General features: G+C 38.9%; 26 protein-coding genes and 1 pseudogene. 18 read left to right on the top strand and 9 right to left on the bottom strand.

Annotation, left to right across the window (positions count from 1 at the left end; translation table 11 throughout):
• The 7 genes and pseudogenes from H6G74_RS31900 to H6G74_RS14395 form a co-directional block, all read left to right on the top strand.
• Positions 1 to 108, top strand: a pseudogene (locus H6G74_RS31900) (IS982 family transposase); the annotation flags it as partial.
• 266 nt (positions 109 to 374) lie between these two features.
• Positions 375 to 698, top strand: a complete 324-nt coding sequence (locus H6G74_RS14420) for a hypothetical protein (protein ID WP_190968311.1) — start codon at positions 375 to 377, stop codon at positions 696 to 698.
• A 45-nt stretch (positions 699 to 743) separates the two neighbouring features.
• The gene (locus H6G74_RS14415) at positions 744 to 1,016 is read left to right on the top strand and encodes a hypothetical protein (RefSeq protein WP_190968310.1); all 273 of its coding nucleotides are present in this window, start codon (positions 744 to 746) and stop codon (positions 1,014 to 1,016) included.
• A 35-nt stretch (positions 1,017 to 1,051) separates the two neighbouring features.
• A complete protein-coding gene (locus tag H6G74_RS14410; RefSeq protein ID WP_190968309.1) occupies positions 1,052 to 1,435 on the top strand; it encodes a hypothetical protein in 384 nt (127 codons plus the stop codon).
• Positions 1,425 to 1,772 (top strand): DUF5615 family PIN-like protein, encoded by a 348-nt coding sequence (locus H6G74_RS14405; RefSeq protein ID WP_190968308.1) that lies wholly within the window; start codon positions 1,425 to 1,427, stop codon positions 1,770 to 1,772. The genes H6G74_RS14410 and H6G74_RS14405 overlap by 11 nt, the downstream gene beginning before the upstream one ends.
• Before the next feature lie 151 nt (positions 1,773 to 1,923).
• Positions 1,924 to 2,127, top strand: a complete 204-nt coding sequence (locus H6G74_RS14400) for a type II toxin-antitoxin system HicB family antitoxin (RefSeq protein WP_190968307.1) — start codon at positions 1,924 to 1,926, stop codon at positions 2,125 to 2,127.
• Positions 2,128 to 2,244: 117 nt separating this feature from the next.
• Complete coding sequence (locus H6G74_RS14395) at positions 2,245 to 2,454, top strand: type II toxin-antitoxin system HicA family toxin (protein WP_190968324.1); 210 nt, start codon at positions 2,245 to 2,247, stop codon at positions 2,452 to 2,454.
• A 96-nt stretch (positions 2,455 to 2,550) separates the two neighbouring features.
• Here H6G74_RS14395 and H6G74_RS14390 read toward each other — a convergent pair whose 3' ends face one another.
• A complete protein-coding gene (locus H6G74_RS14390) occupies positions 2,551 to 3,333 on the bottom strand; it encodes an RDD family protein (RefSeq protein ID WP_190968306.1) in 783 nt (260 codons plus the stop codon).
• Between the two features lie 16 nt (positions 3,334 to 3,349).
• Positions 3,350 to 4,204, bottom strand: a complete 855-nt coding sequence (locus H6G74_RS14385) for a DUF975 domain-containing protein (protein WP_190968305.1) — start codon at positions 4,202 to 4,204, stop codon at positions 3,350 to 3,352.
• A 264-nt stretch (positions 4,205 to 4,468) separates the two neighbouring features.
• On the opposite strand from H6G74_RS14385, the gene H6G74_RS14380 reads away from it, so the two are divergent.
• Positions 4,469 to 5,422: a stage II sporulation protein M gene (locus H6G74_RS14380; protein WP_190968304.1), complete on the top strand. Its 954-nt coding sequence runs from the start codon at positions 4,469 to 4,471 to the stop codon at positions 5,420 to 5,422.
• A gap of 35 nt (positions 5,423 to 5,457) precedes the next feature.
• Here the strand turns inward: H6G74_RS14380 and H6G74_RS14375 are convergent, their stop codons facing one another.
• Both H6G74_RS14375 and H6G74_RS14370 read right to left on the bottom strand, forming a co-directional pair.
• Entirely contained in the window at positions 5,458 to 5,904 is a 447-nt protein-coding gene (locus H6G74_RS14375) for a DUF1269 domain-containing protein (RefSeq protein WP_190968303.1), read from the bottom strand.
• Positions 5,905 to 6,303: 399 nt separating this feature from the next.
• Positions 6,304 to 7,134, bottom strand: a complete 831-nt coding sequence (locus H6G74_RS14370; protein ID WP_190968323.1) for a dienelactone hydrolase family protein — start codon at positions 7,132 to 7,134, stop codon at positions 6,304 to 6,306.
• 517 nt (positions 7,135 to 7,651) lie between these two features.
• Between H6G74_RS14370 and H6G74_RS14365 the strand changes: the two genes are divergently transcribed.
• Both H6G74_RS14365 and H6G74_RS31825 read left to right on the top strand, forming a co-directional pair.
• Entirely contained in the window at positions 7,652 to 8,617 is a 966-nt protein-coding gene (locus H6G74_RS14365) for an IS701 family transposase (RefSeq protein WP_190968322.1), read from the top strand.
• 1 nt (position 8,618) lies between these two features.
• Positions 8,619 to 8,918, top strand: coding sequence for a hypothetical protein (locus tag H6G74_RS31825; RefSeq protein WP_390849878.1), 300 nt, complete (start codon positions 8,619 to 8,621; stop codon positions 8,916 to 8,918).
• A gap of 232 nt (positions 8,919 to 9,150) precedes the next feature.
• Here H6G74_RS31825 and H6G74_RS14360 read toward each other — a convergent pair whose 3' ends face one another.
• Positions 9,151 to 9,582 carry a 3'-5' exoribonuclease gene (locus H6G74_RS14360; RefSeq protein ID WP_242051228.1) on the bottom strand — a complete coding sequence of 144 codons (432 nt, stop codon included), beginning with the start codon at positions 9,580 to 9,582 and terminating at the stop codon, positions 9,151 to 9,153.
• A gap of 60 nt (positions 9,583 to 9,642) precedes the next feature.
• Between H6G74_RS14360 and H6G74_RS14355 the strand changes: the two genes are divergently transcribed.
• Positions 9,643 to 10,266 carry an FMN-dependent NADH-azoreductase gene (locus H6G74_RS14355; protein WP_190968302.1) on the top strand — a complete coding sequence of 208 codons (624 nt, stop codon included), beginning with the start codon at positions 9,643 to 9,645 and terminating at the stop codon, positions 10,264 to 10,266.
• 163 nt (positions 10,267 to 10,429) lie between these two features.
• Here the strand turns inward: H6G74_RS14355 and H6G74_RS14350 are convergent, their stop codons facing one another.
• A complete protein-coding gene (locus tag H6G74_RS14350) occupies positions 10,430 to 10,732 on the bottom strand; it encodes a hypothetical protein (protein ID WP_242051227.1) in 303 nt (100 codons plus the stop codon).
• A gap of 433 nt (positions 10,733 to 11,165) precedes the next feature.
• Between H6G74_RS14350 and H6G74_RS14345 the strand changes: the two genes are divergently transcribed.
• The gene (locus tag H6G74_RS14345; RefSeq protein WP_190968301.1) at positions 11,166 to 11,615 is read left to right on the top strand and encodes a Fur family transcriptional regulator; all 450 of its coding nucleotides are present in this window, start codon (positions 11,166 to 11,168) and stop codon (positions 11,613 to 11,615) included.
• 157 nt (positions 11,616 to 11,772) lie between these two features.
• On the opposite strand, the gene H6G74_RS14340 is transcribed toward H6G74_RS14345, so the two are convergent.
• Positions 11,773 to 14,865: a pentapeptide repeat-containing protein gene (locus H6G74_RS14340; RefSeq protein WP_190968300.1), complete on the bottom strand. Its 3,093-nt coding sequence runs from the start codon at positions 14,863 to 14,865 to the stop codon at positions 11,773 to 11,775.
• A 103-nt stretch (positions 14,866 to 14,968) separates the two neighbouring features.
• On the opposite strand from H6G74_RS14340, the gene H6G74_RS14335 reads away from it, so the two are divergent.
• The 3 genes from H6G74_RS14335 to H6G74_RS14325 are packed head-to-tail and all read left to right on the top strand — an operon-like array spanning position 14,969 to position 18,825.
• Positions 14,969 to 16,744, top strand: coding sequence for a DUF3685 domain-containing protein (locus H6G74_RS14335; RefSeq protein WP_190968320.1), 1,776 nt, complete (start codon positions 14,969 to 14,971; stop codon positions 16,742 to 16,744).
• A gap of 49 nt (positions 16,745 to 16,793) precedes the next feature.
• Positions 16,794 to 18,107, top strand: coding sequence for a cytochrome P450 (locus tag H6G74_RS14330; RefSeq protein WP_190968299.1), 1,314 nt, complete (start codon positions 16,794 to 16,796; stop codon positions 18,105 to 18,107).
• A gap of 7 nt (positions 18,108 to 18,114) precedes the next feature.
• Positions 18,115 to 18,825 (top strand): hypothetical protein, encoded by a 711-nt coding sequence (locus H6G74_RS14325; RefSeq protein ID WP_190968298.1) that lies wholly within the window; start codon positions 18,115 to 18,117, stop codon positions 18,823 to 18,825.
• A gap of 167 nt (positions 18,826 to 18,992) precedes the next feature.
• Here the strand turns inward: H6G74_RS14325 and dacB are convergent, their stop codons facing one another.
• Together dacB and H6G74_RS14315 are read right to left on the bottom strand one after the other, a co-directional pair.
• Positions 18,993 to 20,462 carry a D-alanyl-D-alanine carboxypeptidase/D-alanyl-D-alanine endopeptidase gene (gene dacB / locus H6G74_RS14320; protein WP_190968297.1) on the bottom strand — a complete coding sequence of 490 codons (1,470 nt, stop codon included), beginning with the start codon at positions 20,460 to 20,462 and terminating at the stop codon, positions 18,993 to 18,995.
• Between the two features lie 107 nt (positions 20,463 to 20,569).
• Positions 20,570 to 22,483 carry a heavy metal translocating P-type ATPase gene (locus H6G74_RS14315; protein WP_190968296.1) on the bottom strand — a complete coding sequence of 638 codons (1,914 nt, stop codon included), beginning with the start codon at positions 22,481 to 22,483 and terminating at the stop codon, positions 20,570 to 20,572.
• Between H6G74_RS14315 and H6G74_RS14310 the strand changes: the two genes are divergently transcribed.
• The 3 genes from H6G74_RS14310 (at position 22,482) to H6G74_RS14300 (ending at position 26,805) form a co-directional block, all read left to right on the top strand.
• Positions 22,482 to 22,745, top strand: coding sequence for a hypothetical protein (locus tag H6G74_RS14310; RefSeq protein ID WP_190968295.1), 264 nt, complete (start codon positions 22,482 to 22,484; stop codon positions 22,743 to 22,745). The genes H6G74_RS14315 and H6G74_RS14310 overlap by 2 nt on opposite strands.
• Positions 22,729 to 23,478, top strand: coding sequence for a glucose 1-dehydrogenase (locus H6G74_RS14305; RefSeq protein WP_190968294.1), 750 nt, complete (start codon positions 22,729 to 22,731; stop codon positions 23,476 to 23,478). The genes H6G74_RS14310 and H6G74_RS14305 overlap by 17 nt, the downstream gene beginning before the upstream one ends.
• Positions 23,479 to 23,859: 381 nt before the next feature.
• Positions 23,860 to 26,805 (top strand): eCIS core domain-containing protein, encoded by a 2,946-nt coding sequence (locus tag H6G74_RS14300; protein WP_199340999.1) that lies wholly within the window; start codon positions 23,860 to 23,862, stop codon positions 26,803 to 26,805.
• Positions 26,806 to 26,902: the final 97 nt, after the last annotated feature.

Here is a 26,902-nt window from a genome sequence, read left to right as displayed (position 1 = left end):
CATGTTGCCGCTAAAATCACCAGTCATACTCTACGCCTTTTTCTGCGTCAGCGTTTTGGTATTGATGTGCTTACTTTTGAACAGCATCCTCTGGCTTCATTCACATAAGGCGTATTCCCAAACTTTGTAAGAGCAAGAAAGATGTTTTAATATTTTTTTCCAGTGCAGGAGTTAGCCAAAAAATTTTAGCAGATATCAGCGAACAACTTCAGAAAGATCCAAGCAGTATTAACAAATATGAAATTGCTCGTAGAACATTAGTTAGACTTAACGAAGCTGGAGAGGATGCACTGCGTGAAAGAAGGGAAATTGTTAAAATAGTTACTGAGTTTGAGGATTTTTCTAGGTGTTGGGATAACGATCAAATACTAGCTATGGGGTTAGTCGCTAAGGTGAGAGAGATAGTCAACGTTAAAGACTATTTTACCAGAATGCAGCAAGTGATTGAGTCAAATCTTCAAGAAGATAGGAAAAAACGTCAAGCCGAAGAGCAAGCAAGAGTAGATGCACTAAAATCTAAGAGACAGAAACGAGAAAAAATTAAGTTTGAATTAATCACGCTATATCAGGAAACTAATCCTCAAAAGCGAGGTAAAGAACTAGAAAGTATTTTAAATATTTTTTTTGAAAGTGAGAATATTTTGGTGAGAGAATCCTTCACTATAACTGGAGAAAATAACGAAGGAATAATTCAATAAATTGATGGTGCAATTGAGGTTAACAACCATTTGTATTTAGTCGAGATGAAATGGTGCAAAGAAGCATTAAGCCCTGGAGATGTAGCACAGCATATGATGCGAATATTTTTGAGGAGTGATGCTCGTGGCATTTTCATTTCTGAATCAGGTTATACGGATGCAGCAATTATTGATATAAAAAAAGCACTCAATCAAAAGCTAATCGTACTTTTTACTTTAAAGGAATTTGTACTTCTTTTGGAAGGTAATGATAGTTTTGAGTCTCTTTTGAGAACTAAAGTGGAAGCAGTACAACTTGATGGAAAATTAGTATACTAAAATTGAGATGCCAAACCCTGTTCGAGCGTTTTCTTATGTCCTTGCAAGAACTAAAGGAAGAAGCCTGTAAACTTCCTGTGAGCGATCGCCTTGCACTTATTAGTGCTGTAATTCAATCGCTACAAGACACGCCTCAGATGGATAACTGGCAATATCTAGTTACACGTCCTCATGCTTGGCGTAAACAACTTTACATTAAAGGGCGTAAATTACTTGCCTCTACTGTTTGGCAAGATATGATTGCAAATCAGATGTCACCAGAACAAGCAGCCGAAAATTGGGATTTACCGATATCTGCTATTTATGAAGTGATTAGTTACTGTGAGAGTCATCAAGAACTACTGAAGTTAGAAACCGACGAAGAACGTCATCGCTTAGAAGCAAAAGGAGTTTCACTTGAGTCTACGAATGCTGCTTGACGAGGACTCCCAAGCAAAATATTTAGTTAATCTTCTGCAAGCAGCAGGTCACGATGTAGTCACAGTTAATACTGTAGGTTTAATGAATCGTCCCGATTCAGTCGTACTAGATTACGCTAGGCAAAATCAGCGAATCCTACTTACACGCAACTGCGATGACTTCCAGGAATTGCATCAAGCCAACCCAATACATTCAGGAATTTTGGCTGTTTATCAAAATTCTGATGCTACCAAAAATATGAGTTATCAATTAATCGTCAAGGCGATCGCTAATTTGGAAGCAGCAGAATACATACTTAATAATCAATTCGTGATTCTTAATCAGTGGAATTATTGACTTAAACACAACTTCGTATCTCAAAGAAACCTAAACACAGATAATAGGCTATTGTCTCAGTTTTAAGAATGTAGCGCGATCGCCTTCCCTACAGTTGAGTGACAACAAGTATGCCTGTTAGTATATTCTGACAAACTAACTGAACAAGTGTATGAAAATTAGAGCAATTATTCATCCAGCAGCAGAAGGTGGATATTGGGCAGAAGTTCCCGCGCTTCCTGGTTGTATCACTGAAGGAGAAACAATGGAAGAGGTGATGGCTAATTTAAAGGATGCGATTGAAGGTTGGTTGGATGTTGCTAACAGTCGTAATGCAATTGGGTCAACAGATCAGATTGTTGAAATTGCTATATGAAATCTGGCGTTGCTGATTAGTGGGATGATTTTTGTCTCACGCAAAGGCGCGAAGACGCAAAGAATCAATATTTTGCTTTGTACAAAAGTCTCAATTCATCCCGCATTTATGCAACGCCTGAAATCTATTTCTGGTAAGCAACTTTGTAAGATTGTAGAGCAGAAAGGTTGGGTTTTGCGAAGAATTACTGGTAGCCATCATATCTATGAAAACCCAGCAGTAGAACAAATATTGTCAATTCCTGTTCACCGCAATCAAGATTTAAAAGTTGGAACTTTGAGAGCATTGATGAAAATAGCCGAGCTATCTGAGGAAGATTTGCTGTAAATTCTTAATTTTTAGAATGTTTGCGGCTAGAAGATATACAATATTTTAACTTTGATTTTCTATACCTATCAGTCGCCGCTACTGGTTCAGCAAAGACTAAAATTCTTTGTGTTGATAAGCTAAATAAACAGCTTCTAAAAAGATATCAGGAGCAACTGCTGGCAAGTTATCTAAGTTAACGATGGCTGCTACTTGTTGAGTTAACTTAGAAGCAAGGTCGATTCTTGATTTGGTTGCCATTGCTCCACGTCGCTGCAAGTATTCTCGAATTACGGCAAAATCATCTGGTAATAATTGCGATAAATCAGCAATATCTAGCAATTCTGTATACAGTGACTTTGCTTGTTCTGAGATTGTGAATGTTGCCGATGGTGTGGCTATTGCAGATTCAATCACAATTGTACCAGCGACCCAATCACCCAGGCGTTTTTCACGGAGGCTAAAGATAATAAAAAAAGCACCCAGAAAGAAAAATTCGTCTAAAGGTCTTAGTAAGGCGCGTAAAGTTGTCTGTGCTAACCCAACAGGTCTACCATCATCTCGTACGACCCGAATTTTTGCCAAGCGTTTTCCTGGGGTTTGCCCTTGCCATAAGGTTTCAAACAATACAAAATAACCGACGTAAATTCCGAAGAGAAGTAAAAAGGTAATGGCAACTAGCCAAAGTCCTATTTGCGAACTAATAGCCTCTTGTTGTTCCAAAATATCAGCTAACTGACCAGATACATAAATCCAGACATAGATGCACACTAAGATAATTACAGCTAATGCTAGATAGTCAATTAGTAAAGCCCAAGCACGGTTTCCTATGCCAGCGAGGGTAAATTCTAGTTCGACGCTTTCGGGAGTGCGGAATTTAACGCGGTTAAAAAAGTGCATAAATAATATTTTTACTTTAGATTTCGCGATCGCGTAATTGTAAGCCTAACCCTTCACGGCGGCTGCGGAGGTCGTAATAAATCACTGCTTTAATTGCTTGCCATAAGGGTACAATTGCCGCACTACTAGTAAAACTTAAAGCCAGAACTACAACAAAATAAAGCAGTGCAAATAATCCAGAATTGTCTCCACTAATGGCCAAAAAAGCAACCTGAATAATACTAGTAATAATCTGCACGAGAATTTGAATTGGGATGGTAATTAAAAAAGTAATAAAGGAAATTAATAAAATCCGCCACACATAACCTTCGGTTAACTCCCAGCTACGGCTAATAGATGATGTCGCATCAATATTTTCCTCAATAGCTAAAGGTACATCAACCAAGAAAAATCGAGTTAAAAACCAAAAAACTCCTAGGAAAATTCCAATACCGACGAGAAGTGCGATCGCAACCAATAAAATCACACTAGCAGGATTTGCCTGTTGACCAGATCCCCCAATTAAGGCTGCTGACAAAAAACTAAACAGCGCAAATACAATAGCCACTCCCAACACCACACCTAAGCCTAAAAAACCCATTAACAACATCATCAACAAAAACTGCCACATTCTAGAATTGACAAAGCGTTCGCCTGATGACATACTTTCTGGCTGATTAACTAGTTCGCCAAACGCCAAGCGCGAAATCAGCGAGATGAGGGCGTAACATTTTCCCCAGCCATATATAGGTACCAATACCCAGACATAAGCCCTCAATGCCAATAAAAAATAATCTTTCAAATGAGAACGATATAGCCGTATACCTGCACTGACAACATTTCCCACGCTGAGTGGTTGCATAGGACTTGGAGAACCAATATTTCCCGACATGATGCCAAATTTCCTTGAAAGTACAGTTGTGAATTTGTGGCTATCTTAAGGTAGGTTAGAGCAATTCGTAATTCGTAATTTGTAATTCGTAATTAAGAAATGTAGACATAATCGAAGTTTTAGGCTGAGTTGGTGACTAAATTTTAGAAAATGAATCCTAATTGCTCATATCATTTCTTGATGAAGATGCAATTTATAGTTTGTCCCCCTTGTCTCCTTCATCCCCCTTCCCTTCTACCAAGCTACTCCTTACTCCCTTACTCTATGAATATTCAACGATGGATTACCCGCCGAGAACCAAATTGGCAGCGTTTGGATGCTTTATTAAAGCAAGTAGAAAAAAAAGGACTGAAATCTACAAACGCTGGGGAAATTAGGGAATTAGCCAGTTTATATCGTTCCGTAACGGCTGATTTAGCCCGCGCCCGTACACAACAAATTGGTCAAACTTTAATCCAAAGTTTGCAAATTTTAACAACTCGCGGTTACACGCAGATTTACCAAGGTTCGCGGCGACAAGAATGGCGGGCGGCGCTGGAATTTTACCGTTGGGGTTTACCATTAGTTGTGCAGCAGACATTTCCCTATATTGCTTTGGCTACAGGTTTGTTTTTGCTGGGGGCAGTGGTCGGTTGGTGGTATGCTTGGCAAGACCCAACCTTTATGTCATTGGTAGTGCCACAACGCTTAATTTCTCAGGTACGGGATGAGCATAAATTATGGATGGGGTCGATTGTGGGAGTTGAACCGTTAGCATCCAGCAGCATCATGATTAATAATCTTTCGGTGTCTTTTGGTGCGGTTGCTGGGGGAATCACTGCGGGATTATACACAACTTATTTAATGGTGTTTAATGGCTTATTAATTGGTGCTGTTGGTACTTTAGTCGGTCAAAATAATTTAGCTTATCCGTTTTGGGCGTTTGTTTTTCCCCACGGCGCTTTGGAATTACCTGCGATATTTTTTGCTGGTGGTGCAGGTATATTATTAGCTAGAGCAATTTTATTTCCTGGTAAATATCGCCGTGGTGATGCGTTAAAGTTCTATAGTTTTCAAGCAGCACAATTAGTTTTTGGGATTGTACCTATGTTAATTATTGCTGGTACAATAGAAGGCTTTTTTTCGCCTAATCCCAATGTACCAGACCCAATTAAATATCTTGCGGGACTAGGATTATTTGTATTTTTGGTGTTGTATTGTAACCGCAAACATCGTTAGACAATTTCATCTCTAGTCTTTTCCAGTAGAATTAGTTAGACTTTTTGAGGAGTTTTCTTTAGACATTCAATTTGCTCTTTAGACAGAGTTATTCTAATTAACTTGCCTGCAAATCGATGAAATTCTGCAATTATTTTTTCGGGATCGGCATAATTAACCAAAACAAATATAGCCGATGAATTAGGGGTTAAAGCTGCTTCAACTTCGGTTAAAAAACTACTATCAAACACACTTTCTTTAATGGTAAGAGAGCGATGAAAAAAAGTTGCACTAATGATGCCACCCCAAAGTTCATTACTCAGATCACCAGGTTTGACTAAATCATGATAGGGTTTAACCCTGATCTTACCCTGTGCATTTTTTGTGATGACAACTGCATCTTCTAAATCAGCTAAATGCTCTTGTTCCAGTTTTAGTAGTTCTAGTAGCATTTCGTCTGCTTTATATTTATCATTAAAGCTGATTACCGCTAATTCACTCATACTATTTTTACAATGATTTTTTATAATTCTTCGCTGTATCCACTTTTACCCTAGAAATTACTTGTTGTTAAGATGTGTAGGATACAAAACAGAAATATTTATGACGGTAATGAAGTGAATAAGTCAGTAACTAGTTGTGACAATTTGAACTCTGCAAGAGCGAATTTTTTGTGTAAATGCGGCTGATAACAGTTCATTTGCTGTACTAAAATGTTTCCACCCAAGGACATAATTATACTTCCCATGTCCAAGCACTGCGGGGTTGACGAAGAATGTTGAGCTAAGTTTGGGCGATCGCATCAGGATCTAGTAAACTATCAGGTTTATCTGGGGCTTCTTGACGTGTTGCTGAACGAATCACTTTATCAATAATAAAGTAGTATTTGACTGGACATGATATTAAACGCCATGTTGCTTAAACCATGCTTGGAGTTTTTGCCAGCCTTCTTTCGCTTCTTGCTCGCGGTAAGATGGGCGATAATCTGCAAAAAAGGCGTGGGGTGCATCTGGGTAGATGATAATTTGAGATTTGCTGTTACTGGATTTGAGGCGATCGCGCATTTGTTCTACTGTATCTACAGGTATGCCTGTATCTTTACCGCCGTATAGTCCCAGGACAGGTACTTTTAATGTGGAAGCAATATCAACGGGATGTTTGGGTGTGAGTTCTGTAGAATTACCCACAAGTCTGCCATACCACGCTACACCTGCTTTGACTTGGGGATTATGTGCAGCATAGAGCCATGTGATCCTACCACCCCAGCAAAAGCCTGTAATACCGATTCTTTTGGCATTTCCCTTGGCTGATTTTACTGCCCAGTTGACTGTTGCATCTAGGTCTGATAACACCTGTGCATCAGGAACTTTAGCTACTACCTGACGAATTTCGTCTATGTTACTTAATTTTGACACATCACCTTGACGCACAAATAATTCTGGTGCGATCGCTAAATACCCCAACTTGGCAAAGCGACGACAAACATCTTGAATATGCTCATGGACACCAAAAATTTCTTGAATTACCAAAACCACTGGGAAATTTTTCCCTGTTTTGGGTACGGCTCTATAAGCAGGAATTTCGCCATCTTTAACCGGAATTTTCACCGCACCCGCCGTTAAGCTCTTGCTATCGGTGGTAATTACTTTAGCAAACACAGGCTGCACTGCTACAACAAAGCCTGTCGTTAAAGTGGCGGTGGTGATAAATTGGCGACGTGATATTTCTTTCATCATCTTGATATCTGGTTTTGGTCTGATGTTTTAAGGTGAAAAATTACCTGACTGTAACCAGCCATTAGAGAGGGTTAATAGTTAGTTTTACTAACAATCATTATACTAAGTATTACATATTTAGCATTGATATCTATCATCCGGCAATCTGCTGTATTATCACCATCAAGTTTGCCGATAACAGCAATTCCAGGATGATTGATTCAGATATCAATAATTTTTTCCCTGAGCTTCATTTGTATTGCTAAGAAAAAACATCTAAATTCTGTCGAGGTGCGTAGCTAATATTTGCATTTATTGTAGTCTGGTTAACTTGACAGGCTATTTTGTTAAGTCTAAACAGGACTTACGCAACTGGCACAATGCGATCGCTAGTTTATAGTACATAAGTATTAATTAAATCCGATTCCAAAAGCTTTGTCTTCCTAGGGTGTGTCATCCTTTTTCTGTTATTTATGTTTTCTTCAACAGTTTTGATTCCAGTTTATCTAATTGATGACACACCCTAAGTAGTCAAATTAATTATACAATTACCAATTTGGCGGAGCATTTAGAGAGTATTAGCCATGATGCAATTAACTATTATTTGAAAACCGAAAAATTAACACCTCGGTTACTATGGGATAACGTAAAAGAAGTAGTTGAGCTTGATGCGAATGGTTACATAATATTTGATGATGGCGTTTTAGATAAAAGGTATTCTGAAGAAATAGAAATAATCAGAAAACAATATAGTGGTAATGAGCATGGTGTCCTCAAAGGAATTGGTGTAGTTAGCTGTGTGTATGTCAACCCTACTCTTCAAAAATTTTGGGTGATAGATTACCGCATTTTTAATCCTGATGCCGATGGTAAAACCAAGATAGACCACGTGAAAGATATGCTACAAAACCTTGTTTATCATAAGCTTTTACCATTTGATACTGTTTTGATGGACACATGGTATGCCGTACACAGTTTAATGCTTTATATTGATGCAAGCGACAAAATTTATTATTGCCCTTTAAAAGATAATCGGTTAGTTGATGATACATTTGGGCTAGAAAAATATAAACGAATTGAATTATTAGATTGGGGTGAAGAAGAATTAGACTGTGGTAAGATAATCAAAATTAAAGGATTCCCAGCTAATAAAAAAGTGAAACTATTCCGGGTTACTGTTTCTACCAACAGAACGGATTATATCGCCACTAACGATTTATCTCAAAGTTCCACGGATGTTGTACAAAAGGTGTATAAAATTCGTTGGAAAATTGAGGAGTTTCACAGAGAGATTAAACAACTAACTGGCATTGAATCTTGTCAATGTCGAAAAGCTAGACTCCAAAGAAATCATATTGCTTGTGCAATGTTAGTTTGGGTTAGGTTAAAGAATTTAGCCTATACCACTGGTCAAACTATTTATCAAATCAAGCATAATTTGCTTGTCTTATATTTAATTCAGCAACTGAAACGCCCAAGTATTCTTATGTGCTTGGTTTGATTTGAATTGTCACGAGGTAAGGCGTAGCCCTACTCGCTCTTTGTGCCAGTTGCGTAAGTCCTGTAAAATATTGTTATCGTTAATTCGCTCATTCAGTTCGGCTAGTTTAGGAATTTATTTAGTTCATCCAGTTTTTTTAAGCCTTTTGAAAGATGGCTATTTTGGTTTTTCACTTAGTGGTTTTCATGCACATCCTATTTATAGTATTCCATTAACAGCGATTATGACTTTTATTCTTTCATATTTAACAATCTCAATTTTTAGAAAAATAGCAATTATGAGGATACTAATAGGAGAGTAAATATATCTCAATTTATGATGTCTGGGATGGGCAGAATCCTAGTTTTTGAGGTGTCGTTTGGGAAGACAATAACTCTACTACGACAGCCCTATCTCTTCATATTTTTTTTTGGTAAAGGGATTTTTTTAGGAAAATTAAATCCTGAAGATACAGAAATAGGACTTACGCAGACTCTACGATTTCTTGACGTTCTCGGCGACTTGGCGGTACCCTGCGGGAAGCCGCTTCGCGTCTACGATAAATTAAGCTTTTTGCGAATTTTTGCGTAAGTCCTGAGAAAATGCGATCGCTCTTGCCATAACAAAATATGGGATAAAATTTGTACCGCCTGCTTCAGTAGCAGGCAGTTAGGGGCTGCGGGATAGGCAACAAAGATGGGTTTGCCGGGTAATGCTGTTAGCCAAGTATAATATGCTTGCATCACTGATGCTGGTGGTTGAGGGTTGATTCGGCAGGCTTCCCAAGCTTCTGGCTGTTTTGACCACCATTGCATAGTTTTGGGATGGCCTGCTGCGCCTGGTAAGGTTTCCAGGTTTGCCGAAAAAGTGGCGATTAATTGTTTATCTACGGTATAAGCTGCCGAGCCAATACTGAGCATGGAATGAAGCCCAGGAATCGGGACATCTGCTTCTATATCTGTGCTGACGTAGATTTCGATTGTCACCTTTTTTACCGCTCTTTCAACCCAACAAATTGAGTAATAATCTGATTTTAGGCTTTATTTATGGCAAATATCCTACACATTGATTCTAGTCCTCGTGGTGAGCGTTCTATTTCGCGATCGCTCACTTATGAGTTCGTGACATCCTGGAAAAATTCTCACCCTGGTGATACAGTTACCTACCGAGATTTGGGTCATCATCCTGTCCCCCATGTAGATGAATCATGGATAGCTGCTGCTTTTACACCACCTGATGCACGCACACCCGAACTAGTGGAGGCGATTCAGCTTTCAGATAGTTTAATTGATGAGTTTTTGGCTGCCGATCGCTATGTTTTTGGTATACCAATGTATAACTTGAATATTCCTTCTACTTTCAAGGCTTATATTGACCAAATTGTGCGTGTTGGTCGTACCTTTGGAATTGATGCCAACGGCTATAAAGGTTTAGTTGATAGCAGTAAAAAAGTATTAATTATTACCTCTCGCGGTGGTTCGTTTCCTCCAGGTACACCCTTTGCGGCTTACGACTATCAAGAACCTTATCTCCGCGCTATTTTGGGTTTTATTGGTCTAACTGATGTCACATTTATCCATGCTGACAGCCTCAACTTAGGTGATGATGCTCGTCAACAATCATTAGCGGCTGCTAAAGAAGCGATCGCACAGGCTATAACTAGTTGGTAAAGGTGTAAGTTTTATCAAAATAGAATTCAGGAGTCAGGAGTAAGAATTCAGCATAAATTCTGTACGCAGCCGCGAATAAATAAATGGTGAATTACTACAATAAATCTCAATGAGTGTCAGGTTTTTCTCCTTCACTCATTGATTCTGACTTCTGAATTCTTCTTCAACCAATTGTTAAATCTGGTTCTTCACAAAAGTTAAATAAGGCTGAATCAGATTCTGATTCATCTTCAAATACGGCAGATATGTACCATTCACAAGGTGAATCATTGGTATATTCAGCCCAAACAATTGTTGTGGTTTCACCTGATGGAATTCCCTCATCGCTCAAGGTGAATGGCAACCACTCATCTTCATCAACAGATACCCACAACTCTGTAATGGCTAGATCGGTTTGATTGGTAACGGTAAACGTAAATTGATCTGACATGGATAACCTTTTAGCGATAACTAAATTGTCAGTCATCGATTATACTCGCTCTTTTTTCGATGCTTGTCTATTTAAATGCTAGAAGCATTATCTAGACAAGATTTACAGCTTTTTTAGGTCAATTTTCGTTGAAAAGAGAGGATTAAAATTTTACCTAAATTAGTTATTTACACAGGGTAGGATGCCCAGTGCAACGGCATTATGTTGCGTCATATAAACTACACCTATCCCAAGGTAGACATTAATTTGAATTTTAAGCTAAAGTTGTAATGAGTTTGCTTTAGCGAGGAAGATGATGAATCAACCCTAAACAAGCTGTAAATACCGTTGTTAGAGAGTGATAGTTATTGAGCGATCGCTAACCACAACACAGTTAGAAAGAAAAAGCATCATATAATATTTTTTTATATCAAAAAACAAAAATAAACCTGGAAATCACCAATTTCCTGAATACTTAGCGAAATCTAATATGGAAAAACCAACAATAGCTAAAAAACCAATTCGTTCTCTAGAAGATGCGCTAGATCGGTGTCAAACGCTGGGTATGCGCGTTAGTCGCCAGCGCCGTTTTATTTTAGAACTGCTATGGCAAGCAAATGAGCATCTATCTGCAAGAGAAATTTACGATCGCCTCAACCAAGAAGGCAAAGACATTGGTCATACCTCTGTATATCAAAACCTAGAAGCCTTATCCAGTCAAGGCATTATTGAATGTATCGAACACTGTGATGGTCGCTTATATGGCAACATTAGCGACGCTCACAGCCATGTCAATTGTCTTGATACTAATCAAATTCTGGATGTACATATAGAATTGCCAGAAGAATTGTTACGTCAAGTTGAACAACAAACGGGTATCAAAATTACAGAATATAGTATTAACTTTTATGGCTATCGCCATCCATTAGAAGATGTGTAGGGATATGGAATTAAAAACCATTGACCGAACAAGGTAAAAGTAAAAAGTAAAAAGTAAAAATTGAGCTTCACTAGCTTGGGCTTGTGACCATTATTCTTTTTACTTCTTTTGCCTTTTAACTTTTGCCTTTTAACTTTTTCCTTTTTACTTCTTAACATCAATCATAATCACTGGGATTCACACTAAATACAGTTTCATCTTCCACATCATCATCATATAAATCAATTGAAGCAACTGGCTCTCCTTCTAAGCCGTTAATTGTGCCGATGTTGGTATCGCTTAACCAAGCTGCTGTTTGATCGCCTTTGTCGCTGCTACTCATTACAGATGTTTGTGAGAGTAATTTTTTCAGAGTGTAGAACTGTTCTAAAGAGAATACAGCACCATTCATCGTGGCAATTTCGCGGTCAGCATCAGTCAGGATGGCATCAAATAAGCAGGCATTGACAAGATTGACATTTTCCAAATTAATGCTGCTAAGATTAGCACCAGTCAAATTAGCACCAGTCAAGTTGGCATAACTTAAATTGGCATTGGTTAAATTGGCATAACTTAAATTGGCATTAGTTAAATTGGCATAACTTAAATTAGCATTGGTTAAATTGGCATAACTTAAATTGGCATTAATCAAATTAGTCTGCTCCAAATTGGCTTTAACTAACATCACTTGTAGTAAGGATGCGCCAGAGAGATTCAGTTTAGTTAAAGATTGGGGAAGAATGCGTTTAAGCCAAACAGAATGGGATAAAATTGCGGCTTTACCCATTAGCATTGTTAAAACTTCTGGGTAGAATTCAGCAACATTTTCCGGATTGCCGCAAGGAGAAAAAGCAACTTTAGTAAAGCGATAACCAGCAGATAATAGTAAAAATACATTTATGCCTACACTGGCATTAATTTGCTCAACATTGATGGGATTGCCGAGTGTGTGAAAATAATTCCAAGCTTGATGTGCGATTCCTTCATTTAACCAACGACCTTGACAATAACCACGCCAAAATAATTCTAGACGTTGTAATAAGAAATCTAAAGAAAAATCACTTTGAGGCTGGTGGAGTAAAGTTTCAATTACTAGTTGCTTAATTTCTGTAGTGATGACACCATAACCTAGTAGTTTATATAAATGTTGAGCAACACTCTGCGGCGAATCAAGAGCGAAAATTAATGTTCCGTAGTCATCTTTTTGCTGCTGTGTCAGAATTTTTAGTTGATAAGCAATGGCTTCTGCACAGAGATATTCGCCTAATTTGGGGTGAGAAAATTCTGTGAGGAGTGCTGGGTGCTGAGTGTTGGGTGCTGAGTGCTGAGTGTTGGGTGCTGAGTACTGAGTGTTGAGTGTTGAGTGCTGAGTGCTGAGTGCTGAGTGGGAAGTTTTGAAGTAGAAAGCGGGTAAGGGATGGGGAGGGGAAGTTGCTGTAAGATTAACTTGATAGCGATCGCTGTGTAAAATTTGGAGAGCGATCGCCTGGATTTGGTTTAATAAATCTTGGGGATGACAACCAGAAAGTAAATTGGCGATCGCTTCTTGTGTACGATGAATGTGAGCCGAACCCGAACGCAATAGCATGGTTTTAATCCCACCAATTACCGGATAGCCTAATAACCAACGACTCAGGCGATGATAAATTTCCCAAACTACTTTAGTAGTACTAGGTGATTGCGCTAATTGCCAAATTTCATCATCTATAAGTGCATCACGATGTAAAACACCTAGCAAATACAGCAACAACGGTTGGCGCACCAAAGCCGAAAGTTCGGGAAACTTGGAGTTACTGACAAATAACCCAGATTGCTTTAAGAAGGTAAATAAATTTTGAGCGATGGGTAATGATTGTAACATTGCCCACTGTTGAAACCATTGTTTTAATTGTTCTTGTTCTAATGGTTGAATAATAATTTGTGGTAACTGCGATAAGATATCTGGCTCAATTTCTTCTAAAGCATTTTTGCGACTAGTTAAAATAATTTTATGTTTACCTTGAGCTTGGAATGCTATTAACTGCTGAATAAAAATTGTCTTGGCTCTTGTGCCTAAATTAGCAGCAGGTAATTCATCCAAACCATCAAGCAGTAACAAACAACGGGGATGTTCTTGTTCTAACCAATTACTTAAATTAGTTTGAGCATTCAAAGCAAAACCAGAATTCAAAGTTTCTGCTAAAGTTTGACCATATTTAATATCCCGTAGGCGAATAATCACAGGCATCCAATTAGGATAAAGTTCTCTGGCTACTTCTGCTGCCCAAATTTGACAGAAACTGGTTTTACCATATCCTGGTTCGGCTGCAATCACAGCAATATTTTCACTATCTGTTAACTGTTCTTGCGCCCATTTTTTGATATCAACAGATGGAGTATTGGTATTTACTACTAAACCTTTGAGGGTGATATAAATATCCTTGAGGGCAAAAGACTCGATAAATAAAGGTTGGCTGAGATTTTTTAGTAAAAATACTCGATAATTCTCTCGGCATAAATCAATTTTTTCTCCTACAGATGACTTTTTAGATGTGTCTACATTACCTAATTCTGGGGGATAAATATTACTTGTAGAACCTAATTGGAAAAATTTTTGTAATTGTGCCAGTTGTGGGGCATTTTCCGCCACAACTTTTAGTAAATAACCACTGAGAGAATGAGTTAAACGCTGGGTTAATAATTTTGCTTCTAAATCTTCTGCGCCATTGGCAATTAACCAAGCAACAGTGGCGTTATTCATTTGTTGGACTAATAAGGAATCTGCCACAATAGAAAGGGCTTGTTCTGCTTGGGTATCAGTTAACTTTCCCTGGGTTAAAGTTTTTAATAATCCTTGGAGTTGTACATCTTGCAGACTGAGTTTGCCAATAATTTCCTGTAAAATTTCTCCTTGACGGGAAATCATCGCTCGGTTCAGCCAAGGTTTTTGTAGGCTGATTTCTTGTTGAATTATTTGATGTAAAGCATAGAGATAAGCAATTTGAAACGCCAGCCATGTGCCTTCGTTACGTTTTAAGGCTTTTTTTTCACTGAGACTACGCAACATGCTTTCTGTTAATCGCGCAATGAGATTGATATCTTGCCAAACAGAACCCAAAGGTAGTTCTAAAACCTCGGCTAAAGTACAGACATCAAGTGGTGCAAGACTTTTAACTTCCATATCTTGGACAATGCGGTAGGCTACACCCGCCAATTGACCAAGGGAAAATTCTCGAATTTGACTGATTTCAATCTGGCGTTCTGCCAACCATTGCCTGATACTGAGGTTCATTTAATTACACAATTAAGACTCCGCCTATGTCATTATGATTCATTTATTGAGTGACGAAAACAGGTAACAATGAGTAGGAATACCCCTTGTATCTCAGCCAATGATGAGCGATCGCCCTCTCAAATTATTATTAATTGACCAAGATCCGATTTTCCGCTTAGGACTGCGGGTAACTTTGGAAGCAATGCTGAATTTGCAAGTTGTCGCAGAAGTAGAAACAGATACTGCGGCTTTGCAAAGCCTAGCAGAACTTACTAATCAAGACCCAGAAGCAGTAAATTTAGTGGTTTTGGACTTAGGAAGCGATCGTGAAGCGACTCCTTTGGAGTTTCGCTCTGTTAACAGTCAGTTACAAGGTTTAGAATTTTGTCGCCTACTCAAAACTTTATACCCCAATTTACCAATTTTACTGTTGAGTGCTGTCCAAAACCGAGAAATTCTGGCTGCTGTTAGGGCAATTGGAGTGAATGGCTATCTCCCTAAAGGTACTCCTGCATCTGAAATTATTGCTGTGATTTCAGAAGTCGCCGCCGGTGCTTCCCATTGGGTATTAGATATTAACCCTCCTTCAGTTCCCATCTCGCCGCCTCCCCAAATGCCTTGGCTGCGGCTATGGCAAAATCAGTGTTTATCGGGAATTAATTATGTTAACGCTTCTCTAGCAAAAGTTACAGTCAAACTACAAACCCCAGGCTTACCAATAATAGACCGGGCTGTGCTGGCGGGACAACGAAGAGAACTGTTAGCGGCGCATTGGCTACTCAATCATTTGTTAATTTCCGCCCCAGAACAATCACCATTGATTTCCCCGACAGAAGAATTACCAGTGATTTCCTCAGCCAGTAGCGTAATTGTGCCAAAAAATGTAGAACCACCTTTAACTTTGCTCCCAGAAATTAACCCAAGTGCCTTGCAATTTGACTTATTTTCAACTTGTATAAAGAAACTACAGTTTTCTTTAGAAAATGTTTCAGATGTCCCGTTAGAGATTGATATTCTCAGGGAAGATAAGAAACGGGAATTACTTTATTTAATATTACAAAAATTAGCCAAACAAATTGAAGATTTACGCGCTTCTCAAATTACAATTGAGCAGTTAGAAGGATTTAAAAATACTATTTTGTTTGATTTATGGCAAGCCACAGTTACAGATTTTTTTGGTAAATTTTCCCAAGTGCCAATCGGGGGACAAAAAATTGAAGTTGTCAAGGTATTGCTGCAAAATCCCAGAATTATTCAAACTGACATCTTCAATAAAATTCCCTTTGTAGTAGAGTTACTCTCTTATTTGCTGTTTCAAACAGATTTCCAGATTGATAATCAGACTTATTTAGCTGACAGTGATGCTGCTAAAACACAGTCATTAACGATTTTAGAAAATTTGTTGATTCAAGTAGGTAATGGAGTATTACAACCACTGTTAAATTACTTGGCAGATGTGGAAGCAATTAAGAAAAACTTTTATACTCGCAAGTTAATTTCAACGCGGGAAATTGAACGATTTAGAAATGATTTGTCTTGGAAATACCGTTTAAATAATTATGTAAATGAAGCTAAAGCAATTTTTGAAAGTCGCTATGAGTTATTTGTGTTAGCACCAAGGGGAATTGCGAAAACATCAGTTTACGCGCCGCGCAACGCAGAATTAGCCAAGCTTTCAGGTGTGCCATTATTTGTGACGCTGGGACTAGAATTTTGGGATGCGATCGCTCCCCGCCTACAATCGCTATTATCTTTTTTAGGCAGTGGTATTGTCTTCGTTTTAACCCAAGTCATTGGTCGTGGTTTAGGTTTAATCGCTCGTGGTATTCTCCAAGGTATCGGTAGTGTGTCGTTCTCAGAGAAAAATTTCAACCGCAATAGCGAAAAACAAAAGTGATATTTAAATTGAAGTTAATTAAAATGAACGAGATGCGATCGCAAGTTTTATGAACAAATTGCAACTACCACCCGGAAGCTTTGGTTTACCTGTTGTTGGCGAAACTCTGTCTTTTTTGGCAGACGTAAACTTTGCCGAAAAACGCTATCAGCGTTATGGGTCGATTTTTAAGACCCATATTTTAGGTAGACCAACAGTAGCAATGATAGGGACGGAAGCAGTTGAGTTTGTCCTTTCTAGCCATATGGAAAATTTCTCTTGGCGTGAAGGCTGGCCAGAAAATTTCAAAATATTGTTAGGTGAATCATTATTTGTGCAAGATGGTGAAGAACACCGTCGCAATCGTCGTTTGATGATGCCAGCTTTACATAGCCCGGCACTAGCAAACTATTTTGCCACAATGGAAGAAATCACTTGCAGCTATCTTAAAGAATGGGCAGTTAAACAAGAATTTACTTGGTTTGAAGAGTTTAAAAAACTCACCTTTGATATTGCCAGCCAATTGTTATTGGGTACAAGTTCTAGTGCGGAAGTTATCCGCTTAAGTAACTTATTTACTAACCTCACCAATGGTTTTTTTGCGCTGAATACTTTACCTTTACCTTTTACGACCTTTAGTAAAGCGATCGCAGCTCGCAATCAAATTTTAGAGCATGTTGCTCAGGTTGTAAAAGCACGCCAGCAAAACCCTACCAAGGATGCTTTAAGTTTATTAATCCAAGCTAGAGATGAAGAAGGTAACAGCTTAAGTGAAACAGAAATTATTGCCCAAGCAGTACTGTTACTTTTTGCGGGACATGAAACCACAACTGCAATGTTAACTTGGTTAGTCACAGAATTAGCACGCCATCCAGAAGTTCTGCACCGCGCCAGAGAAGAACAGTCACAACTTGCTACATCTGGTTCTTTAAATATAGAGCAGTTGGGTAAAATGCCTTACTTAGACCAAGTTTTATGGGAAGTTGAACGACTATATCCACCAGCCGCCGCCGGATTTCGTGGGGTAATTAAAGAATTTGAATACAAAGGTTTCTATATTCCGGCTGGTTGGCAACTATATTATTCAATTTTAATGACTCATAACCTACCAGAAATTTATCCTGAACCAGAAAGGTTTGATCCTGAACGTTTCAGCCCTCAGCGCCAAGAACATAAACAGTATCCTTTCAGCTTAATTGGTTTTGGTGGCGGGCCGCGTGTATGTATTGGGATGGCATTTGCCAAAATGGAAATGAAGATTGTTGCTGCCCATCTTTTACGCAGCTATGATTGGGAAATCTTACCTAACCAAAGTTTGGCTTCAGTCAGAATTCCGACAAATCGTCCTAAAGATGGGTTGCGAGTTCGATTTAAACCTCGGTGAAATTGTTATGACACCTGAAATAAATCTCAGTTTGCCGTCAGGAATGTCTCAAAGTTGGCAAAGCATGAAAAATGTTGTCAACCAAGGGGTTAACTCTGTGAATAATTCTCTGCAACAAGTTGGTGAGTCTTGGCAAGAAACAGCTACAACAACCTTGGAACAAGCTAAATCTTCGATTGGTCAGGGTTTGCAAACTGCTGACCAATTTAAGAATACAACATCAGGTGCAGTGGAACGTGCGATCGCCTCTTCCATGAATGACTGGCTAACACAACATCCCACAATGTTGCGCCTACTGCACGCACTCAATTGGGCTGCAAATCACCCGATTATTAGTATAGTAATTATCCTCTTGAGTCTGGCGATTATTTTTGGTCTTGTGAATGCAATTATTCGTTTATTTACAACAGCCAGTTTTTCTCTATTACAAGCACCATTAAAATTATTACAGGCTTTAATTAAATTTATTTTTATTGGTATAGCTAAATTTACTGGTTTGACTTGGAACAAAATCAGCCATCATCAACCAATAGATAATACCAATACCATTACAACTCTTTACCCAGATAAGCAGCAAAGATTAGCCGAAATTTCTTCTCGTTTAGAAGCCCTCCAACAAGAACAAAAACAACTTTTACAAGAAGCGGCTGAAATCATTGCCACAGATGGTAAAAATCTAGAAATTAGATTCAGCCAAAATCACACTAATGTTGTTTAATCAACCTTCCATCTACATCATATAAAAAGCTATCACCTTGAATGTGATAGCTTATTAGTATATGAATCTTGAGGTTTATGTTGTAGAAAGATGACTGAAATTACAAGCAATAATTGTTTTGCCAACTTCCTATTTTAATACCATAGCATATTGCCGTTTACTTAGAGCTAACAATTACGACGTAACTGTGTTAATAAGACAACAATCTCATCAATTGCTTGGCGAATTGTACTTGCTGGTTGGTCAGATTGATTCACAATAATGCTAAAAACTAACGGTTCATACTGTGGTGAATCTATATATCCTGATAAAGCAACTACTCCTCTTAAAGTGCCAGTTTTAGCTTGTACAATTCCCTGTGCTGATGTGTTGCGAAAGCGACTTTTTAAACTACCACTCACCCCAGCTACAGGTAGAGTAGCACGAAAAACTTTGGCTTCTGGTGATGCTGCGATCGCTTCTAACAATTGTACCAAAGCTTCTGGACTAATTAAATTTTTCCGTGACAAACCAGAACCATCAAATACGCTATAACTGTTGGGATTAACTCCAAATTGAGTTAAGGTTTCTTGCATAACTTTCAAACCAACATCAGCAGTGTTTTGATTTTTAGTTAATTGTTGTTTATGAGCTAAAATTCTTAATAAAGCCTCGGCAAATAAATTATTACTGTTAACATTGGTTTCTGTTAATAAATCAGACAACGGCGGAGACTTAATTGTGGCAACTTCGCGTTCATTATTACCCCCATTAGCACTAGATGTTTGCTGCACAGAAATTCCGGCTGCTGCTAAACTTTGCCGAAATTTACGTAAGAAATTTTGTGTAGGATCAAAAACTGCGATCGCAGTAACTTCTGGTGCTGCATTCACAGGTAATTGTCCTTGTAAATATAGCACCGCCCCTTTTAAATCACGTTTAATTTCTACTAATCCTGATTCATCTTTCTGCACAGTTACAGAATTATTTTCGACTCGCCATTGATACGCTTCTGTAGGATCAGCCCATTTAATTTGTAATGGGTTGCCTACTGTTTGTGGCAACACTGTTAATACAGCAGCATTTTCATTTAAAATTAAACTGTTAACTGGTGCGCCATAATCAGCTTGCACATCTTCCCATTGCCAACTCGGATTTACAACTTCTCCTTGAAAGTAACTATCATCAGCAATTAAATTAGTAACTTGAGTAACTCCTTGTTGGCGTAATTGCTTGGCTAATTCTATTAATTGAGTATTTTTTAAACTCGGATCTCCTCTACCAACAACACGTAAACTACCATCAGCCTCTTGATAAACAGAAGTGCGAATGCGAAAATCTGCACCTAATTGCTTGAGGGCTGCGGCTGTAGTTAATAATTTAGTATTAGAAGCAGGAATAAAATATTTTTCCGCATCATGGCTATAAAGAGTTTGGGTAGAAACTAAATTTTTCACTAAAATTCCCCAACGGGCGCGACTAAATAAGGGACGATTAATAGCAGTATCTATAAGTGTGCCTAATTGAGCAGGACAAACTGATTTTGTATGAGTTGTAGGGGAAATTGGAGTTTGAGCTTTAACTGCTTGTTGGTTTATACCAATATGAGTTCCCAGAAACAGTAGCAGCAAACTCAGAGAAATTTTGCGAGAAAACATACTTAAACTTCTACATTCAAAATTGGCAGTGATATTATTTTGTCGCGTTTGGCGATCGCTGCACAAAATTATTAAAATTTACTACGGCTTAATTCATTCAGAGTTAGTTAAAATCTTCTCAACAATCGCAAGCCGTTAAGAGTAACCAAGACTGTCGAACCTTCATGACCAATTACACCAATGGGTAGGTTAATATTCCCCACAAAGTTAGCCAGCATTAACAAAATAATTGATGTGAGTGCAAAGGCGATGTTTTGTTTAATAATAAATTGCGATCGCCTTCCTAGTTCCATTGCGACAACCATTTTTTCGAGTCTGTCTGCGATTAAAACAATATCTGCGGTTTCTAAGGCGACATCACTACCCGCACCACCCATTGCTATTCCTACAGATGCTTGGGCTAAAGCGGGTGCATCGTTAATTCCATCTCCCACCATCGCTACAGTTTCATACTGTTTCTGCAAGCTGCGGATGAGATTGAGTTTATCTTCTGGTAGGAGTTGGGCGTAAATTTGAGTTATGCCGATTGTTTGAGCGACACTTTCGGCTGTACGCTGATTATCACCTGTCATCATGACAATTTGTTCTACTCCCAACTGACGCAGGCGGCGAATAGTAGCAGCAGCTTCTGGTCTAATCATATCTGCAATGGCGATCGCGCCGATAACTTCTGCATTTTGGGCAACCCAAACTACAGTTCTGCCCTCAGATTCCCAACTATGTGCCAAATCTTGTAATTTATCTGGTAACTGTGTGACATATTGCTGAATAAAAGCAGCATTGCCCAGGGTAATTTTTTGATTGTCAAGCATTCCCACAATCCCCTGTCCTGGTATCGCTTGCACATCAGTACCCCGTTGCCAATTTAAATCACTTGCTGCTTGAACAATGGCTTTGGCTATGGGATGTTCAGAAGATGCTTCTAAAGCGGCTGCTACTTTTAATACATTTGCTTGTGTATATTCCTCGGTGGGCATTACCTGAGATACTTGCACTTGTCCTGTAGTTAAAGTACCAGTTTTATCAAAAGCGATCGCCCGGACTTTACCCATATTCTCTAACTGTGCGCCATTTTTAAACAAAATCCCTTGTTTCGCGCCATTGGCAATACCTGATAATAATGCTGGCATAATTGCCGCCATCAACGCACAAGGAGAAGCCACCACCAAAAAAGTCAAAGCCCGATAAATCGTTGTTTCCCAATCCCAAGCCCAAATAAATGGCGGTAAAATTGCCAGCAATACACCAGAAATTACAATTACCTTGGCATATCCCCGTTCAAATTTTTCGATAAACTCTTGGGAAGGTGGCGCGGTTTCTTGGGCTTCTGCAACTAACTTAATCACTCGCTGAATCAAATTACTCGCAGCAGGTTTATGAACTTGCAACTTCAGCGCCCCATAACCGTTAAGTGTCCCTGCAAACACTTCTTCGCCGACTGTCTTTTCTACAGGTAAAGATTCCCCAGTAATCGCCGCTTGATTAATCGTGCTGTAACCAGACAAAATAATTCCATCGGTAGGAATTAACTCTCCGGGTTTGACAATAATTTCATCTCCCACCTTTAATTGACTAATGGGTAGCGTCTGTTCTTCTCCCTGATGCAAAACCCTGGCTGTATCTGGTGTCAAACTCATCAAACTGCGAATACTCCGTTCTGTGCGTCCCATTGCATAGCCTTCTAACGCGCCACTAATTGCAAAGATGAGAATTAACACCGCGCCATCAATAATTAGGTGGTATTCTCTGCGCCATAAACCCAAACCAGCCGCACCAACAGCCGCCACAATCATCAGCAAATCTACATCTAGTTCTTTTTCTTTAATTAATGTCGTTATTCCCTCACGGGCGCTTTCGTAACCACCAATGATATATGCAGCAGGTAACAACAGCATTGCCCATCCCAACCAACCTAGATGTAAGGCGAACCATCCAAGAAATAACAACAGTCCACAAACCAAGGCTGCTAAGATATCGGCGTGTTCTTTTGTGAATTTGGTGAAATGCTGTGGGTAAACCATGAGAGTGAATTCATTGACGACTGATCTCACGTTAAACCTTGACATTAATGTTAAGGTCAAGCAATTATTTTTCTACAAGACTTATGCACAAAGAATGGGTATAAGGGTGTGGGAGGTGTGGGAGGATGGTGAAGAAATCTTTCCCCCCACACTCCCCACACTCCCCACACTCCCCACACCCCCATACCTCTTCACCCTTCCTAAACCTTTGATTTTTAATTCCTATCTACCAGGAGGCATTGTAAATGGTACGCTTGCATAACAAAACTGCTGTGATTACCGGGGGTACATCGGGTATTGGTTTTGAGACGGCAAAACAGTTTGTGGCGGAAGGTGCGCGAGTAATTATTACTGGGCAAGATGAACAACGTTTACACACCGCCGCCCAAGCACTCAATTCTCAGGTAATTCCAGTATTAGCAGATGTGCGATCGCTTTCTCAACTTGATAATTTAGCAGCACGAGTCAAATCAGAATTTGGCAGTCTTGATATTTTATTTGCTAATGCCGGTGTCGGATTTTTTGCTGCTTTAGAAGCAATGGACGAAACCTTGTATGACAATCAATTTGATATCAACGTTAAAGGTGTGTTTTTCACCGTACAAAAGCTGTCTGGCTTACTGAATCCCGGCGCTAGTGTCATTTTAAATGCTTCATCAGTCAATGAAAAAGGTATGGCGATGGGCAGTGTTTATTGTGCAACAAAAGCGGCTGTGCGTTCCTTGGCTCGCAATTTAGCGGCAGAATTAGGCAATCGCCAAATTAGGGTGAATGCTATCAGCCCTGGTTTAATACCTACTGATTTTCAAACCAAAATGGGTTTATCACCAGAAGCTTTGGAAAATTTTGGCGATTATATTAAGCAAACCGTACCTTTGGGACGTTTTGGTAAACCAGAAGAAATTGCGGCGGCGGTAGTGTTTCTGGCTAGTGATGAGTCATCTTATATAACTGCGGCAGATTTAGTTGTTGATGGTGGCTATATGAACGTTTAGCAACGCAATATATGTACAAATATATGTATTCATAACTGCTTGTAAAATCTTCTTGACTCATCTATCAAGGACGTAGGAGATTAAATCACATAAGTGTTTGTACGTATCAGGACTTACGCACAAAGATTTTCTGTGGAGACTGGGTGTAGGGGTGAAAGGATTTTAGATACATACACACTTATACCCCTACAACTTTTCACCCTTGCCCAAACCCTTGATTTTTTGTTTTCATACGTAAGTCTTACGTATATAAAACATTAAAAAAATCGGCTGGCATATTTGTGGGATGAGTAAGATGCTCATCCCTTGTATTTCTAAAGCAGAAACAAGAGTTTTCTGAAATTTTACTTTTTGAGATGACGGAAATCAAAGGAGAGAAGTATGTATAAATGGGTACCAAGAACTGGTAAACAAGCTGCTGACTCATCAACTTCTAATCCATTTGCACCGCGTCCATTTAAAGTTGAATCTTTACCTGAACCAGAATTAAATCAAAATAAAGCAATACAAAAGCAAGAATTGTCGTCTGAGTCGGGCTTGTCTAGGTTGTCCCAAATCCCCATCTTTCCGCCTGGATATCAACCACCCCCACCGCCACGAGTTCAGATGAAGTTGATGATTGGTGAACCTGGGGACAAGTATGAACAACAGGCGGAAAGAGTCGCCCCAAATGTCATGCAACAGATTAACACATCTTTGCAAGCAGGATATATGCAGAGTCAGCCGATAATGCAGCGTGTGGCAGAAGGTGGGATGGCTGCATCACCTGATGAGGCTATCCAAGCGAAAGGCGAAATTAACGGGAACAGCCAAGAATCAACCGAGAAATTGCATCCCAATCAAACCGGATTACCAGATGAGCTCAAAGCAGGAGTTGAAAATCTATCAGGATATTCCCTAGATGATGTCAAGGTTCATTATAATTCGCCCAAACCTTCCCAATTACAAGCATTAGCTTACACCCAAGGGACAGAAATTCATGTCGCCCCCGGACATGAAGAACATTTACCCCATGAAACATGGCACGTTGTTCAGCAGATGCAGGGAAGGGTAAAACCGACAATGCAGATGAAGGGGGTGCAGATTAATGATAATGAAGGGTTGGAAAAAGAAGCAGATGCGATGGGCAAAAAAGCAGAAATTTATGGAGAATACAACCCTAGTAGTCGAGAAGGACAGAAATTAATTGGCTATAAATTGACTCATGTGGTGCAGCAAAATGGGAATGCGTTTCCCTTAACTATCCAAAGACAATTAAAATACCGAGCAAACAGTTGGACAAATGATGAGAATACGTTGAAAAATGCTGTACAAGCAGGAGGTGGAGCAGAAACACTTTACGATTCTGCACCCAACATAGTTAAGACTTTTATTAAAACAAAACTAGCTGAGCCTCAGCAATGGGGATACTATAATACAAAAGATCCTGAATCTCTTTTTACGTCAGATGCAAACGATAGAAAACCACTTCAAAAAATAGACAATATTCGTGCTTGGATTAAAGCACTGATCGAGTATTATAAAGATTCAAAGACTCAGACAGGTTTTTTTCCAAACTACACATCATCAATTACTGACACAGAAAAACATGAACAGAACTGGCAAAAATGGATTAACGAGCAACTTAGCAAGATAACTGTTGATAAGACAGCATGGACAACTTATGATAACGATAAGCTCGTGGCAGTGACTGCGGCGCAAGAGTTAGATACCGGGATGACTATAGGTAAAGATTACGCTGCTGAAGTCGCCAAGGTAAAATCTTTTGCTGATAAAGTTAAAACTTACAAAACGAACCCTCTTCAAGGAAAACCTATCACCCCTACTTGGATTCAAGATCCTATCTACGGCACAGGAGATTCAGTAGAAGTAGAATATGTCCCTGGTTATTCCATGCCCAGAGGAAGTGGTAGTAAAATTACCACTCCTATTGATGACTTCTATAAAGCACGAAAATATAAGGAGGGGGGAACAACTATGTGGGTCAAAGGACACTTGTTGAATGACCATGTTGGCGGACTAGAGAAACACTATAATATTGCGCCTTTGTATACAGCATTAAACGCTGATATGGAAAAAATAATCGAAGGTAAACTCAAAAGCACAGTGGCTGATATGATCCGGCTTGAGCGAGAAAATGCTCAACGATATCAAAGCATTAAATATACAGTTCAACTGGGGCCGCAAGAGAGTCGAGCAGAAACACAAATATGGAAAAACTTAGCCACAAATATTCAGACGCAATATAATACAGATTCAACAATATCTACTTTAGCTCCTAACGAAAAAGATATATTAACACAATTTAATTGGTGGGGAAAAATCCAGACAGAGGTTAACGCTCTAACGAAGGATATGGCAGATTTGTGGGAAATGGAAGATCAACTCGTACGAGACTGGGCAATTAAATTAGAAATAACTTACACAGATGGTAAAGTAGAATCTATATATAGATACTTGGACAATACAAAATATAAAATTAAAGACTTATATCATAATACTTATGAGCCAATGACAGCAAAGATCAAAAAAGATGATGCACTGTCGATCAATTTGCAACAATCCTTGCAAAAACCTGTCTATTTAGAGGCTCGTTTAGCAACTTTATCAGAAGAGGATTATAATTTTGTTAAAAGCAGACTGAAGGACGCTAATCTAGATCAATTTGATCAGTTCCCCACCTACAACAGTCGAGAAACTGGACTTAAGCAATGGGTTGCTTCCGCTATAGATTTACAATTAGCAAACATCCAAAAATCACTAGAAGACCTAAAAAATCCTGATATAAGAAGAAAGGAACAACGAAAAACGATTCCCCGTTTTAATCAGCTACACAGAAATTTTGATTCACTGAACCCAGAACAACAAACAATGGTAATAGATGAGGTTAAATCACCGTCAACGCAGGAGAGATTAAAGAGGCAGCGAGAAAATAAAGAAAAGGATATACAGCAAGAATACGAGTTACCAGGCACTCCAGAAATGACTACTTTTGTTGAGGAGACAGAAGAATTAATCGAGCGACAGGTGAAGGGACAAAAAAGAGAAGAAGATGAGAAAAACAACAAGGTACTCAACGAAATTTATGAACTGAAAAACATGGTACAAAATCCCAAATGGGAAAAGCTAAAATCCAATATTTTAAACGGTAGTTTAGGAGAGAATGTCAAATTTATAATAGTTGGAATAATGTTTCAGATGCAAATGATTTTCCAGAAGAATCAAAGTGAAGAAGGTTCTGTAAGAACCGATGTTTCCTCTTTAATGAACAACGACAACTATAATGACACAAAGCAATATTTAGAAGAACAATTAAACAGTATCTAACACATTTGATAAGCCTTACACAGCAAAGCTTTTATGCCTGCTCGAAAAATGTGCTAGTACAAAAAGTCTGAAGTGTGAAGTCTGAAATCAAGAAACC

The sequence above is a fragment of the Nostoc spongiaeforme FACHB-130 genome (assembly GCF_014698475.1).
GTDB lineage: Bacteria > Cyanobacteriota > Cyanobacteriia > Cyanobacteriales > Nostocaceae > Nostoc_B > Nostoc_B spongiaeforme.
This window is presented reverse-complemented; position numbering and strand designations above follow the sequence as displayed.